The sequence below is a fragment of the Sorangium sp. So ce281 genome (assembly GCF_051527395.1).
Classification (GTDB): Bacteria; Myxococcota_A; Polyangia; order Polyangiales; family Polyangiaceae; genus Sorangium; species Sorangium cellulosum_B.
In genome coordinates this window covers 2,730,898-2,744,706 of the sequence record NZ_CP150322.1, presented here as the reverse complement: position 1 = coordinate 2,744,706, position 13,809 = coordinate 2,730,898, and the positions used below count along the sequence as shown (strand labels likewise).

General features: G+C 72.7%; 10 protein-coding genes and 2 tRNA genes. 4 read left to right on the top strand and 8 right to left on the bottom strand.

What is annotated here, in order from left to right:
• Position 1: 1 nt before the first annotated feature.
• From WMF27_RS10545 to WMF27_RS10535, 3 genes are all read right to left on the bottom strand, one after another.
• Positions 2-1,855 carry a phage tail sheath family protein gene (locus tag WMF27_RS10545; protein ID WP_437768990.1) on the bottom strand — a complete coding sequence of 618 codons (1,854 nt, stop codon included), beginning with the start codon at positions 1,853-1,855 and terminating at the stop codon, positions 2-4.
• A gap of 13 nt (positions 1,856-1,868) precedes the next feature.
• Positions 1,869-3,446 carry a phage tail sheath family protein gene (locus tag WMF27_RS10540; protein ID WP_437944124.1) on the bottom strand — a complete coding sequence of 526 codons (1,578 nt, stop codon included), beginning with the start codon at positions 3,444-3,446 and terminating at the stop codon, positions 1,869-1,871.
• Positions 3,447-4,054: 608 nt separating this feature from the next.
• Positions 4,055-4,246 (bottom strand): hypothetical protein, encoded by a 192-nt coding sequence (locus WMF27_RS10535; RefSeq protein ID WP_437768992.1) that lies wholly within the window; start codon positions 4,244-4,246, stop codon positions 4,055-4,057.
• A 47-nt stretch (positions 4,247-4,293) separates the two neighbouring features.
• Between WMF27_RS10535 and WMF27_RS10530 the strand changes: the two genes are divergently transcribed.
• Positions 4,294-4,545: a hypothetical protein gene (locus tag WMF27_RS10530; protein WP_437944123.1), complete on the top strand. Its 252-nt coding sequence runs from the start codon at positions 4,294-4,296 to the stop codon at positions 4,543-4,545.
• Between the two features lie 18 nt (positions 4,546-4,563).
• Here the strand turns inward: WMF27_RS10530 and WMF27_RS10525 are convergent.
• The 3 genes from WMF27_RS10525 to WMF27_RS10515 all read right to left on the bottom strand — a co-directional run bounded on the left by WMF27_RS10525 (position 4,564) and on the right by WMF27_RS10515 (position 6,397).
• Positions 4,564-4,636: transfer RNA gene (locus WMF27_RS10525), tRNA-Arg, on the bottom strand.
• A 170-nt stretch (positions 4,637-4,806) separates the two neighbouring features.
• Positions 4,807-5,829 (bottom strand): hypothetical protein, encoded by a 1,023-nt coding sequence (locus WMF27_RS10520; protein ID WP_437944122.1) that lies wholly within the window; start codon positions 5,827-5,829, stop codon positions 4,807-4,809.
• Positions 5,830-5,989: 160 nt separating this feature from the next.
• The gene (locus WMF27_RS10515) at positions 5,990-6,397 is read right to left on the bottom strand and encodes a VOC family protein (RefSeq protein ID WP_437944121.1); all 408 of its coding nucleotides are present in this window, start codon (positions 6,395-6,397) and stop codon (positions 5,990-5,992) included.
• Between the two features lie 197 nt (positions 6,398-6,594).
• Here WMF27_RS10515 and WMF27_RS10510 point away from each other — a divergent pair.
• Together WMF27_RS10510 and WMF27_RS10505 are read left to right on the top strand one after the other, a co-directional pair.
• Positions 6,595-6,668 (top strand) — tRNA-Pro (locus WMF27_RS10510).
• A gap of 150 nt (positions 6,669-6,818) precedes the next feature.
• Positions 6,819-7,409 carry a serine protease gene (locus WMF27_RS10505; RefSeq protein WP_437769043.1) on the top strand — a complete coding sequence of 197 codons (591 nt, stop codon included), beginning with the start codon at positions 6,819-6,821 and terminating at the stop codon, positions 7,407-7,409.
• Between the two features lie 40 nt (positions 7,410-7,449).
• On the opposite strand, the gene WMF27_RS10500 is transcribed toward WMF27_RS10505, so the two are convergent.
• Complete coding sequence (locus WMF27_RS10500; RefSeq protein WP_437769044.1) at positions 7,450-8,244, bottom strand: MXAN_2562 family outer membrane beta-barrel protein; 795 nt, start codon at positions 8,242-8,244, stop codon at positions 7,450-7,452.
• Positions 8,241-9,500: a hypothetical protein gene (locus WMF27_RS10495; protein ID WP_437769045.1), complete on the bottom strand. Its 1,260-nt coding sequence runs from the start codon at positions 9,498-9,500 to the stop codon at positions 8,241-8,243. Before WMF27_RS10495 ends, WMF27_RS10500 begins: the two co-directional genes overlap by 4 nt.
• 362 nt (positions 9,501-9,862) lie before the next feature.
• Here WMF27_RS10495 and WMF27_RS10490 point away from each other — a divergent pair, with 362 nt between their 5' ends.
• Positions 9,863-13,462: a HEAT repeat domain-containing protein gene (locus WMF27_RS10490; RefSeq protein ID WP_437769046.1), complete on the top strand. Its 3,600-nt coding sequence runs from the start codon at positions 9,863-9,865 to the stop codon at positions 13,460-13,462.
• Positions 13,463-13,809: the final 347 nt, after the last annotated feature.

Below are 13,809 nucleotides of genomic sequence, written 5' to 3'. Positions count from 1 at the left end.
CCTATGTGCTCTGACCGGCGATTTGCTGCAGCTTGATGACGACGAACTCGGCGGGCTTCACTGGCGCGAACCCGATGATCACATTGACGATCCCGGCGTCGATGTCGGCCTGGGTCGTGGTGTCGGCGTTGCACCTCACGAAATAGGCTTCCGAAGGCGTGCGACCGGCGAATGCGCCCTGGCGGAAGAGCTGGTGCATGAAAGCCCCGATGTTGAGCCGGAGCTGCGACCAGAGCGGCTCGTCGTTGCCCTCGAACACGGCCCAGCGGGTGCCGCGCAGCAGCGTCTGCTGGAGGTAGCTTGCGAGGCGCCGCACGGGCACGTATTTCCACTCCGACGCGGCGCGGTCCTGGCCCACGAGCGTGCGCGCGCCCCACGCCACGCGGCCCGCCCCCGCGAACGCGCGCAGGCAGTTGACGCCCTCGCGGTTGAGCGTGCCCTGCTCGCCGTCCGTGAGGCCTCGCGACAGATCGAGCACGCCGGCCAGCGTGGCCTCGAGGCCCGCGGGCGCCTTCCACACGCCGCGCGTCCCGTCGGTGCGCGCGAACACGCCAGCGATCACGCCGCTCGGCGGGAACGTGCGCAGCCTGTTTTCCTGGAGCGGATCCGCCACGCGGACGTTCGGAAAGTACTGCGCGCCATGCGGCGACTGCAGGTTGCTCATCCACCCCGCGGCGTTCGCGAGGTCCTGGCTCACGGCGTCGAAGGTCGACCACGACGGCGGCGGATCGATCACGGCGAACGCGCCGCGCGCGCGGCACCACGGCAGCGCCTTGCCGCTCCAGAACCCGGCGCGATCCGGCTCGTCGATCACCGTCGCGTCCTCTGCGGGAAACGGGACGCAGAGCAGGTTCACCACGTCGATCTCGTCGAGCGCATACAGCCCGGTGCGGTCCGCCTCGCTGCCCTCGTAGGCGCTGATGTCCGGCGGCGTGCCGTCCGAGCCGCCCCCGAGGGTCGCGCTGGAAGCCACGGCGGGAACGGCGGTCGGCGCGGCCGTCAGCCGGAGCAGGGCAGAGCGGCTCTCGAGCACATCGCCGACGTACGTGAGCGCCCCGGGGGTGGGGACGAGGCCGTAGTAGATCTCGCCCTCCAGCTCGCGTCCGGTCACGTCGATGAGCTGCGCTTGCAGGGTGAACGTGGAGCCGGTGGGCGTGATCGTGACGTGGACGTGATCGCCCCACGTCCCCGGGTTGGCCGCGGCGAACGAGAGCGCGCCCGGGATCGGCAAGCGCACGGTGTTCCCCGTGCCGTCCACGCCCGTCGTGACGCCCGGGCGCGCAGCCGGGGGTGGGCTCGACAGCTGCGCCAGCGCGATCGGCGGGGCTGTGCCCGTCACGGCGCCGGCGATGGCAGCGGTGGGGTTGCTCGCGAGGCTCAGCGGGATCGTCACCCGGTAGGCCACGGCTCCCGCGTCCTCCAGGGCGGCGCCCGCGGCGTCCACCGCGGTGATCTGCAGCGAGTAGTCGTTCGCCGTGCCTCCGTGCGTCACGGCCACGCGCAGGTGGTGAAAGTCCGGCAGCGCGGTGGCCGCGGCCGTCGCCGTGAGCACCATGTCGCCGGGCACCGCGCCCGTCGATGCGGACGCGTCCGTGTGGACGCGCACGATGAGCGCCTCGCGCCCGCCGTTCTGAAAGAAGTGGCTGACCACGTGGCCCAGATCGCTCTGGTTCCACAGGCCGCCGAAGGTGCGATCGAACTCGCCGAAGCTCGTCACCCGCGTCGCCCGGTTCATGGGTCCGCGGCGCGCCCGTCCGATGAACGCGGTGACCGAGGTGGAGACGCCGATGATCGTGCGCACTCCGCTCGGGATCTCTTCGATATAGACGCCGGGGGCTGTCAGGTTCGCGGGCATGTCCTACCTCCGCTCAGGCGATCGCCCGGGTGATCTGCTGGAACTGCAGGATGACGAACTCGGCGGGCTTCAGCGGCGCGAAGCCCACGATAACGTTGACGATGCCGCGATCCTGGTCGGCGGGGGTCGTCGTCTCGGCGTCGCACTTGACGAAATAGGCCTCCTGTGAGCGCGCTCCCTTGAACGCGCCGCGACGGAAGAGCTGGTGCATGAACGCCCCGATCGAGAGCCGGAGCTGCGACCAGAGCGGCGCGTCGTTCGGCTCGAAGACGGCCCAGCGCGTCCCCTCCTTGAGGCTCTGCTCGATGTGGAGCGCGAGGCGCCGCACGGAGAGGTACTTCCACTCCGAGGCGAGCACGTCCGCGCCCTGCGCCGTGCGCGCGCCCCACACCACCGAGCCTGCGACACCGAGGGGGCGCAGCGCGTTCACGCCCGCGGGATTCAGCGCGCCGCACTGCGCGTCGGTGAGGGCCAGCCGGGCGCCGGGATCGGAGAGGCTGACAGAAAAGCCGTCGACGCCGCGCAGGCCCGCGTCCTGCCCGGCCGGCGCCTTCCACAGGCCACGCTCCCCGTCAGTGCGTGCGATGACGCCGGCGACCGCACCGCACGGCGCGAAGCTCGCCGGCCGGCCGGCGGCGAGCGGGTCGGGCATCACGAGCAAAGGGAAATAGAACGCTGCGTTCTTGCTCGTCAGGCTCGTGAGCCCGGTGCGCGCGGCAGCCGCCGCCGCTGTGGTCCATGAGGCCGGCGGATCCACAAGCAGCATCGTGAAGCGCTTGTCGCAGTAGCTCGCCGCCGCGGTCCACACGCCGGTGAACTGCGGGACGGTTCGCGCGGGCGGCGGCAGGCACAGCAGGTTCACCGTGTCGATCGCGTCGAGCGCGTAGATCCCTCGGCGGCTCGACTGGAAGCTCAGATCCCCGGGGTTGTCGTAGTCCGTGGCCGCGAGCGCGCTCCCGTCGCCGACGCTCGAGAAGGGAGCGTTGGCAACGTTGGTTGGCCGCTGCGTGGCGTCGGTCTTCACGCGCACCAGACTGGACTGCTGCTCGAGCACCCGCTTCACGTACCGCGGGCTGCTGCTGGACACCGATACGTTGATAAATGTCTCGGTGGCTCGATCGCGGCTCGTGTCGCTCGGCGCAGCGGGATCCACCTCGCGCACCGTGAGCGTGAAGACCTGCGTCGCTTCCGCCGGGAGGAAGGAGCCCGCCGCCGGGTCGGTCACCGTCACTCGGAGGTTGCTGCCCCAGGCCCCCTCGCTCGCTGCCTCGAGCGTCAGGTTCGGCGACGCGCCGGTCGCAAGGTCGGCGGAGCTCCTGTTCGCCCCCGGCGCCAGCCGCACGATCACGGCTTCGGTCCCGCCATTCTGGAAGTAGTGGTAGACGGCGTAGGTCATCGGGCTGTCCGCCCAGAGCCCGCCGAACTTGCGAGCGAAGTCGTCGAAGGAGAAGCACCGCGTCGCGACCTCCTTGGGGCCTCGCAATGCGCGCCCCACGAAGGCGGTCACGGACGTCGATCCTCCGACGATTGCCCGCACACCGGCTGGGATTTCCTGAATCTGCACGCCAGGGAACGGCAACGGTACGGGCATGGGTCGCGCCTCCATCGCCTGCCCAGCGATCTCTCTTTAGGCAAGCGAGGCTCCACTATATCATCACCGCCCGCCGCGACGGTTACGATCGAGGATACGCCGAGCTTCAAGGCCTGCTGGACGATACCGCGTAGACCCGACACCCGCCGGGTCTACGCGGCGCAGCGACGTCAGTTCCGCAGCCTGGTGCGCGGCGCAATGCTCGCTCGTGCTCCCCGAACGTCCGCGCCGGGTCGTCCTCTATGTTCGCGGCGCTCGCGCGAGCGCCTTTCGCCATCCGCGCTGAGGACACCTCGCCAGGCGATCGCCAGGGCGCGCGAGCTCTCCGATCATGCTCTGCCGACCAGCGCTCCGTTCGTGGTCGCCTGACGGCGCCGGCTCGTGACCGGGGGGCGCCTCCCATCACCTGTCCCCTACGCGCTGTGAGGTCCTGATCCAGACTCCCTGTGGCGTCGTCGGCCTGGCGCTTGCGACGCGGGAAGCGCAGGGCATGGAGCGCGACCTGCGCACGGCCGCCGAGCGGATGCGCGACACGGCCGTGAAGACCCTGACACCCCCAAAGGGTGGGAGGCCCAGGAGATCGCTCGATATCATCGGCTCCTCGACGGTCACATCGACACCATCGTCGCTGAGGCGACGTAGCTCCGCGAGCGGACGGTCCCGTCGCACAGCGGGATCCTGGACAGCTTGTGCGCGTGGAGCGCGGATTGGACGCGAGATCTCGCCCAATCCGCTGGATCGACCTCCACTGCGCCGGAGACGCTCTTGATGAACGAGCTCCCGATGATGCCGAGCCTCACGCGAAGCCTGGAGCTCTTCGCCAGCGCGCCAGGACTGGCTCGCTGAGATGCTCCGAAAGAGCGCCGCGGCGGGCCGAGGGTACCGCGCCGTACCGAAACGCAGGCTCGGCAAGCAGACGATCAAGAACACGCTCAACCTGCTCCGCTGCTGCCTGGAAGCAGCCGTCGAGCACGAGCTCATCCGTGAGAACCCGGCGCAGGAGCGCCACGCCACTGGAGGGAGCAACCGCTACCACGGGCATCATGGGCAGATCGATCTGCCCACAGTCTGCCCACGACCTCTGGGCCAGTTCTCGTAAGTGCCCGAAATCCTTCGGCACCCCCGGCAAGAATTGAACTTGCGACCTTCGGTTTAGGAAACCGCTGCTCTATCCACTGAGCTACGGGGGCAGGGGCAACAGCCGCTACGGGCGCCGGACCCTGGCACACCTCGCCTCACGCATCAAGCCAGATCCCGAGCCACGCCCTCGTCCAGCCCGCTCTTGCGCCGCGCCCCACCGGCCCGCGCTCCTCCGCCGGCCGCCCGCCCGCGCTCTTCCGCCTTCCGCCGCGCGCCTCGATCACTTCCACACCTCGCTCCAGAGCGCCGCCCCGATCGCCAGCGCGCCCGCGCCCCGCATCAGCCCTGCCCGCAGCGCCGCCACGGCGCGCTCGCGGTCCCCCCGCACCACCCGGGCGATCTGCTGCGCCCCCCGGTAGGCATGGGTCGGCCTCACCACCTCGACCTGCACCTCGTCCCCGAGGCCGAGATCGATCCTCTCCCCCGTCCCCTTCCCCCCGGCCCGCGCAGCGCTGCTCGCTGCGCCGTCGTCTCCCGCCCTCGTCGCCCCCGTCGCCCCCGTCGCCCCCGCCTCGATCTCCGCTGCGATCCGCTCCGCGACCTCGTCCCCCGCCCCGCTCCGCTCCCGCGGCAGCTTCAGCACCCTCGCGATCTCCAGCGCGTCCAGCGCGCACAGCCCCGCCACCACGGCGAACCCCATCGCCGCCACGAGGCGCCCCAGGTCGGGCGCCGCCGCCCCCGGCAGCCCCGACCCCAGCTGGAGCGCGACCGCGATCACCGCCGCCGTCGCCGCCCACACCGCCCGCCGATCCGAGAGCGCCACGATCGAGCCGGCGCGCGCTCGCCCGACGCGGTTCGCCGCGATCAGCACCACCGCGAGCGCCGGAACGAACGGCAGCGCGAACACCGCGCCGAACGCCGCGCCGATGATCATCCCCGCCGGCCCCACCACGAGCCCGATGGTCATCCCGTTCACGACGCCGGCCACCACGATGGCCCACAGCGCCAGCACGCCCGCCACGAACGGCCCTCGCCGGGTCCACTTCCCCGGCGCGTCGACCCACGGCGCGCCGTCCACCAGCGCATCGCCCGCGCCGAACGCCATCGATCCATCGCCCCAGACGCCTCCGATCCGCGGCGTCAGGTAATGACCCAGCAACGCCGCGACGATCGGGGTCACACCCGCGAGCAGGAAGCGGGGCACGAGCTCGTCCATCTCGAGGACGTCGGCCGTGATCCAGCCGCCCACGAGCCCGATCGCCCCGCAGGGAAACACGAGCGGCACGGGCGCATCAGGCGACATGGAATCGGACGTTGAACGCGGCATCTTGAAACCCTCCGGCTCGTTCGTTCCCCTTCGACGCGCAGGCCCTCGAGCAGCTTCCAGGTCCCTGGCGCGCCGCCCGACCTTCCATCATCTCACCACGGCGCTCCACGCGCACTGCACACGGTCCGCGCCATCATCAGCCCGGCCCCGCTTGCGGGTGCGGGTAGTGGCTGAGCGCCACCAGGTTCCCGTCGGGATCGCGCGCGTACATCGTGTAGGCGCTCTCCCGCTCGACGCCCACGCCGCCCGCGGCCAGCCGACGGCGCCACGCCTCCCGCTCGGACGGCGCGATCCCCAGGGCGACGCAGTGCCAGCCTGGCGCCTCGTCCGCGCGCATCGGCCCGGCGGCGCCCGCCCGCTCCACGGCCAGAAAGGCGCCGCCCCCGAGCTCCAGCCACACCGACCGAGGCGCTCCGGCCTCGTCCGTCCAGCGCCGCACCACCGGCAATCCGAGGACGCCCGCGTAGAACGCCTCGGCCCGCACCAGGTCGCGCACGACCACGGCCAGGTGATGGACCGACAGCGACGCGACCGTCCCGCTCATACTGCGCCCTCATTTCAGCGCCTTTCATGCGGCGACGCACCTGAAAAACCACGCGGACGCCGCGCGGCCGACGCCTCGCCGACGCCGGGCGCTCGATCGGCCGGCGTCGGGCGCTCGACGCGCTCGATCACCGGTGCGACCTGTCTTGCCCCGGCAAGGCGCCTCGTCTATGGTCCCGCTCGCGGACGCGCTCTGCCCGGGGAGTCGCACAGTCCGGTAGTGCACGAGCTTTGGGTGCTCGTTGTCGCGGGTTCAAATCCCGCCTCCCCGACCCTCTCCGACGCTCCTTGCCCCTCGCGAGCCCGGCGGCCCCGGCCCTGCGGCTCAGCTGGCTCGCCGCTCGCGTCGGCATCGCTTCCGCCATCGCCCCCGCCGCGCATCGAACTTGGCCTCCTCGGGTCCGCTGCGCATAGTCCCGCCGATGTCGACGCCCGTAAGACTCCTGCTCGGCGCATGTCTCTCCCTGTCCGTCGTCGCAGGGTGCGGCGGGCCGCAGACGGCCGCCCCGGCAGCGGCTCCGGCGCCGCGCGCGCAGAGCGCGGCGCCGCCCAAGCAGGCGGCGCCCGCCGGGCAGCTCGCCCGCGCCGACGTCGACCGGGTGCTGATGCAGGGACCGCCCTGGATCCTGCGGCGCGTGCCGGTCGAGGAGGTCGTCCGGGCGGGCGCGTTCATCGGCTGGAAGATCCTCGCGCTGCCCGCGGACTGGAGCAGCATCGAGCTCAAGACCGGCGACGTCGTCACCCAGGTCAACGGCACGACCCTGGAGCGCCCGGACGACCTGTTCGCGGCCTATCGCGCCCTGGCCAGCGCCAGCGAGCTCAAGATCACGTACGAGCGCGAGGGCGCCGCGCGCGAGCTCGTCGTGCCCATCTTCGGGGCCCCGACCAAGGAGACCGTCGAGGCCTTCGCGAGCGACAGCCCCCCGCGCCGCGCGACGACCGCCCGGCCGCGGGGAACGACGGTGATCGAGGAAGACGACGGCGGCGCGCCGCTCGAAGGCAGCGCGCCGTGAAGCGCGCACCGGCGCCGCGCGCATCGCACGGCGCCGCGCCTCACATGTCGAAGGCCAGCCCCAGGACCCACGTCGAGGTGCCGACGTGCATCTGCGGGCGCGAGCCTAGCCCGTCGAGGTTCGCGAACATCCACTCGCCGAACAGGTACGTGTGGTTGATGCCCGTCGTCTCATCGAGCTGGGAGGCCGAGCGGCGGTCCAGCCAGTTGAGCGCGAGCATCCCGCCGAACGCGAGGTGCGTGCCCCACGTGACGCCCTCGCCCCGGACGCCATCGGGCTTCGGCGTGCCGGGGCCCGACGTCGTGGTCCATAACCCCATCCCCAGGCCGACCTTCGCGTAAGGCACGATCGGGACGCCCGTCTTGCGCATCAGCTCGTCGGCGCGGAGGACGGCCGACAGGTGCATCGGCATGATGGTGAGCGAGGTCTCCTCTGCCTCGGCCCTGTCGTCGCTGCCCGCCACGAAGGCCTTCGCCGACGCCGACGTGTACCCCCAGCCGAGCCCTGGGCCGATCGCCCCGACGTACGGGATCCGGAGCGGCAGCCAGTCGACCTCGACCCCGAAATAGAAATTCTGGCCGTCGCCGAAGGTCTTCCCGTAGGGGCCCGCGCCGGAGAACTCCTCGTCGACCTCGGGAGAGTACGGGGCGAAGCGGAGCTCGAACGCGAAGCTCTGAGGAGACGCATAGCGCTCCTCTCGCTGGATCCTCGAGCGATCGTGCTGCCGCCAGTCGCCCGTCCCGTAGCTCGTTTGCGCGCCGGCCACGGAGGCGGCGAGGAGCGCCGCGCCGCCGGCGAGGCAGGCGACCAGCTGATGACGGAGATGACAGCTCATTCGCTCTCCTGCGTGAAGGAACACGCGCGCGCGTGCGCGTGGCGTCGACGACGACGACGACGGCTCCTGCGCAACAACCCGAGCGCCGCGCCGGCCGCGACGGCGGCGAGCGGCGCAGCAGCCCACCGGCCCGCCCCCACCGGCCCTTCGATGCTGCAAAAGCCCCCACCGGCTTGCCCGCCGGCGTCCCGGTACTGCTCGAAGAACCCGTCGACGTCGGTCGCGGTCGCACAGGAGATCGCCGACAGCGGCCCGGCATTGCCCACCTGGTCATAGGCCGCGACGCCGACGGCATACGATCTACCGTTGACGATGTTCTCCGTGGCCTCGCCGCGGCTGGCCCTCCCCACGCTGCCGCACTGGTACTTGGCGTCCGGGATCTCCCCCGAAACCAGGAGCGACGACTGACAACCGGCGCTGCCGCCGCCTGTCGCGCCGCCTCCGGCTCCCCCTGCGCGGTCGCCGCCTCCGGTGCTGGATCCCCCCGCGCCGTCGCCGCCTCCGGCTGCCCCGCCGCCGGTGCTGGATCCCCCCGCGCCATCGCCTCCTCCGGCTGCCCCTGCCCCGCTCGAAGCTGCGGCGGACTGCCCCCCATCATCGCAGTAGAGGTAGTAGCCCTGCACGTCCTCGTCCTCGTTCTGCGTATAGTCGACGAGGAGGCGACCATCCCCGGGGTGCGCCGCCACGCCGGTCGGCGGCTTCGGGCCCTGGAGGTCCATCTTGCTGGTATCCCACTTGGCGTGATCCGGGTTGTCCTGGTCCGAGGAGACGAGCCGCAGGAAATAGATGTTCAGCGGGACCGCGCCGGTGCTGGCCCTCGTGCTGTCGCAGCCCTCCGCGCCGAGGGCCTCCGCGATCGCCTTGGCCGACACCTTGACGACCATCGTGTCATCCAGGTTCGACTCGGCCGACACCTGCTTGCACCGCGTGCCGGTGTCGCGGTTCGAATACGCAAGGCAGTCCAGCGACTCGCTGACCCAGACGGCGAGCGTATCGCTGGTCGAGAAGCCGCTCAGCGTGAGCGTGAACTCGAGATCGTTGTTCGTCAGGCAGTCCTCGCGGCTGATCCAGAGCGGGTACTGCGCGTCTGGCCGCTGCAGCTCGGTGCGCCTCACGTCGGTGCTGATGGTCACCGTCGCGCCGGCCTGTCGCGCGCCTCCGGCGAGCGCCGCCGCCGCGAGGGCCACCGCGCACAGCCGGGGGAGGTGCCGCCGCCCTCGCGGCCGGGGCCGCACGAGATACCTTGTCGTGTCCATGGGCGCGTCCTTTCAGCACAGCTCGTACCACGCCGCAAATGCCTCGCACAGCCCTTCGAACGGCGCGGAAAACGGTCGTGCGCCCGCGTGCGCCCACGCCGGATGCCGCGTCGAACGCGCCCTCGAAGGCCCCGCGGTCCCGTCGGAGGCGTCCTTGGAGGCGTCCTCGACGCCCCACCTCGGAGGCTCGGAGGCGCGCCGCATGACGAGCTGGCCATGGTCGCCGTGCGTTCCTGACAAGTTGGCATCGACGCCGCGGAGCAGCGGGGTGAGCGGACCGCCGCGCAGCGCCATGGGCCGGCGGACGAGCTGCGTGGCCCGAAACACGCGCTCTTCGAGAGAGCTCGGCTAGCGTGAGGCCCGTGGATTCGACCGACGCCGCTCCCCCGCAGCCGGGCTCGAAGGCAGGGCCGAGCGCGAAAGAGCGCGCCGCGCCGCCGGAGACGGCGCGCGCTGGGCAGCCCGGCCAGCCCAGCGCGCGCCCGGAAGGCGCGCCCGCGTCCCCCGCGTCCGGCGCCACCCCGTCGGTGCGCCCGACCTCGAGCCGGCCCAGCCGGCTGCAGCCGAGCGGCGCCGCCCCTGACGCCGACACCGCCGTCCTCGGCGTCCCCCTCACCCGCGTCGAGCTGCACCGGACCGCGCTGCTCTTCTGCCTGCTCTTCCTCGCCGCCCTCGTCTTCGTCGTCGGCCGCTCCGCGCGGGACGCGCTCTTCCTCACCAGGTTCCCCGTCACCTGGATCGCGCCGATGTGGATCGTCTACGGCGTCGCCTCCGCCGTCGCCGCGCTCGCGTACGACCGCGTCGCCCGCCACCTGCCGCGCGCCCAGCTGTGCGTCGCCTTCGCCCTCTTCGGCGCCGCCACGTTCGCGCTGCTGCGCGTCCTCATCGGCCAGGAGGCGCGCGCCGCGATCCTGGTCTTCTACATCTGGTCCGAGATCATCGCGAACTTCACCGCCGTCCTCGTCTGGGCCGTCGCCCAGGACCTGCACGACCCGCGCAGCGCCAAGCGCCTCTTCGGCCTGATCGGCAGCGGGCGCGTCGTCGGCACCGTCGCCTGCGGCTTCGCGACGGGCGCCGTCGTCCGGTGGATCGGCACCGAGAACCTCCTGTTCGTGCTCATCGCGGCGCTCCTCGCCATGGCCGCGCTCACGACCGCGCTCGCGCGGCGCTACCCGCTCGGGCGCCCCCCGTCCGGCGACGAAGAGCTCCTCCAGGCCCGCCTTCCGCGCATGGACGTGTGGCGATCGCGCTACGCCCTCACCGTCGCGCTGCTGACCTTCCTCCTCTTCACGGTCCTCACGATCGGCGACTACCAGTTCAAGGCGATCGCCCTCACGGCCTACCCCCACGTCGACGACCTCACCCGGTTCATGGGGTTCCTCTACGGCGCCATGGGCGTGGTCGGCCTCCTCGTACAGCTCGTCGCGACCCCCCGGGTCCTCCGGCGCCACGGCGTGCTCGGCGGGCTGCTCGCCATGCCGGCCGCGTTCACCGCGAGCACCGTCGCGCTGCTCGCGGCGCCGTCGCTCGCCTGGGGCGCGATCCTCAAGCTGAGCGACAACGCGCTGCAGCTCACGATCTACGACGCGACGATGCAGCTCTTGTTCTTCCCGTTCCCGCCGGCGCTGCGGGAGCGGGCGCGGACGCTCGTCTCCACGATCGCCAAGCCCCTCGGCTACGGGCTCGGCGCGCTGATCCTGCTCGCCGTGGCGCCCACGGCCGCGACGGGCGCCGCGCTCGTCGAGGAGGCCGCGTGGATCGGCGTCTACTCGCTCCCGCTCTGCGCCGCGTCCATCGCCCTCCTGCCGCTCGTGCGGCGCGGCTACTTCGACGCCATGCGCCGGACCTTGATGCGCCGCCAGATCGAGCCGGACAGCGTCGCGTACGGCCCCCAGACGCGCGCGATCCTCAAGGAGGCGCTCTACAGCCGCGCCATGGTGCAGGTGCTCTTCGCGGTCGACCAGCTCCAGCAGCTCGACCCGACCCTCGTGCGCGAGGCCGTGCCCGCGCTCGCGCGCCACGGATCGGCCAGGGTGCGCGCACTCGCGGTGCGCCTCGCGGCCGAGCTCGAGCACGAGGAGGGGGCGAGCATCGCGCGCGCGGCGATCCACGACCGGAACACCGACGTCCGCGTCGCCGCCGTCGCCGCGCTCGCCGCGCTGCTGCGGGAGGACGCCCACGACGAGCTGCTCGCGCTCGCGCGGGAGGGCGCCGCCGCGGACGCGACCGGCGGCGAGGCGCTCCGGGCCGCCGCGATCGCCGCGCTCCTGCGCTACTGCGGCCTCGACGGCATGCTGGAGGGCGCGCCGCGGCTGCGCGCGCTGCTCGACAGCCCGTCGCCCCGCGATCGCGTCGCCGCCGCCAGGATCCTCGGCCTGGTCGGCCACGCGTCGCTCCAGCGCGCGCTCGCGCGGCTCATCGGCGATCCCGACCCCGCCGTGCGGCGCGCGGCCGTGCGCTCCTCGTCGAGCGTCGCCGACCCGCGCCTGCTCCCCCTGCTCGCGGACGCGCTCGCCGAGCGCGCCCTCGCGCCGGCCGCGGCCCGGGCCATCGAGGCGCTCGGCGACGACGCCATCCCCGAGCTCGCGGCGCGCCTCGGCGACGACGGCACCCCGCGGGCCGTGCGGCTCGCGATCCCGCGGGTGCTCGCGCGGCTCTGCAGCCACGACGCGCTCGACGTGCTGCTCGCCCGGATCGACCACCCCAACGAGGCCCTCCGCCAGAAGGTGCTCGCGTCGGCGTCGCGCCTGCGCCTCGCGCTGCGCGCGCCGCCGGCGCCGCTCCGCGTGATCCGCGCCCGCATCGACGACGAGACCGTGGAGCACGTCCGCACGCGCGAGGCGTACATCGCGGTGCGCCCCCGCGTCGCCGGCGCGCTGCTCGACCAGCACCTGCTCCGCCGGCTGCGGAAGGGGCTCATCCGCGTGCTCCGGCTGTGCGAGCTCGCCTACCCGCGCGAGGTCGTCGCCCTCGTGCGCACCCACGTCTTCGGCCCGGATCCCGCGCTGCGGGCCAACGCGTTCGAGGTGCTGGAGTCGCTCCTCGACCGCCCGCTGCGCGAGCGCCTCGTCTCCCTCGTCGAGCGGCTGCTCGAGCTGTCCGCGGCGTTCCCCCGGAGGCCCCTGCCGCCGGAGGCCGAGGTCATCTCCTGGATCCGCCACGAGATCGTGCGCGGCGACCCGTACAGCGCCGCGCTCGCGCTCGATGCGGTCGCCCGGAACTCCATCGCCGGCGCCGCCGGGGACGCGCTCGCCGCGACCTACGATCCGGACCCGCTGGTCCGCGAGGCGGCCGCCATCGCGGTCGCCGTCACGTCGCCGCCGGGCGCCCGCGAGCGGCTGGACGCGCTGCGGGCCGATGAGGATCCCGCGGTGGCCCGTTACGCACGATACTGGGCGGTCACCGGCGGCACCGGCATCGACCCCGAGGACGAGATGTACACGACGATCGAGAAGGTCCTGTTCCTCCAGCGTGTTCCGCTCTTCTCCCGCGTGGCCGGCGACGATCTGGTGGCGCTGGCGCGCGGCTCGCTCGTGGTGTCGCTGGCCCGGGGCGACTTCATCTTCCGCCAGGGCGAGCCAGGCGGCGCGCTCTACTCGATCATCTCGGGCGAGGTGAGCCTCACGCTGGATGGCCGCGAGATCGCGCGCCTCGGCGCGAACGACGTGTTCGGCGAGATGTCGCTCTTCGACAGCGAGCCGAGGGCCTCGACCGCGGTGGTGACCGAGGACGCGGAGCTGCTCCGGGTCTCCGCCGAGGATTTCCACGAGGCGGTGCGGGAGACGGCCGAGATCGCGGACGCCGTGATCCGGGTGCTGAACCGGCGCCTGCGCGAGGCCGACCGCAAGCTGGCCGACGCGCACACGCGGCTGTCGCTCCTTCCGAGCCCGCCGGCGCTGCCCGGGAGAGCGCCGCCTCCGGGGGACGAGACGCCGGCGCTCGGCGACAGCGATCTCGATTGAGGAGCGCCGACGCCTCAACCTGGGTCGGGCGCCTGGGCCTCAACCTGGGTCGGGCGCCCGGGCCTCAACCTCGGTCGGGCGCCCGAGCCTCAACCTCGGTCGGGTGCCCGGGCCTCAACCTCGGTCGGGTGCCCGGGCCTCAACCTCGGTCGGGCGCCGATGCCTCAACCTCGGTCGGGCGCCGATGCCTCAACCTCGGTCGGGCGCCCGCGCCTCAACCTCGCCGATGCCTCAACCTCGGTCGGGTGCCCGGGCCTCAACCTCGGTCGGGCGCCGATGCCTCAACCTCGGTCGGGCACGCCAGCGCGGCGCTCCGGATGGTGGCCTGCAATGTGCAACATCGGGCG

Coding starts and splice junctions, on each gene's coding strand:
- WMF27_RS10545 (WP_437768990.1), bottom strand. CDS start 1,855: ATGCCCGCGAACCTGACAGCCCCCGGCGTCTATATCGAAGAGATCCCG.
- WMF27_RS10520 (WP_437944122.1), bottom strand. CDS start 5,829: ATGTCGCCTGATGCGCCCGTGCCGCTCGTGTTTCCCTGCGGGGCGATC.
- WMF27_RS10540 (WP_437944124.1), bottom strand. CDS start 3,446: ATGCCCGTACCGTTGCCGTTCCCTGGCGTGCAGATTCAGGAAATCCCA.
- WMF27_RS10495 (WP_437769045.1), bottom strand. CDS start 9,500: ATGGACACGACAAGGTATCTCGTGCGGCCCCGGCCGCGAGGGCGGCGG.
- WMF27_RS10515 (WP_437944121.1), bottom strand. CDS start 6,397: ATGAGCGGGACGGTCGCGTCGCTGTCGGTCCATCACCTGGCCGTGGTC.
- WMF27_RS10530 (WP_437944123.1), top strand. CDS start 4,294: ATGCTCCGAAAGAGCGCCGCGGCGGGCCGAGGGTACCGCGCCGTACCG.
- WMF27_RS10500 (WP_437769044.1), bottom strand. CDS start 8,244: ATGAGCTGTCATCTCCGTCATCAGCTGGTCGCCTGCCTCGCCGGCGGC.
- WMF27_RS10505 (WP_437769043.1), top strand. CDS start 6,819: ATGTCGACGCCCGTAAGACTCCTGCTCGGCGCATGTCTCTCCCTGTCC.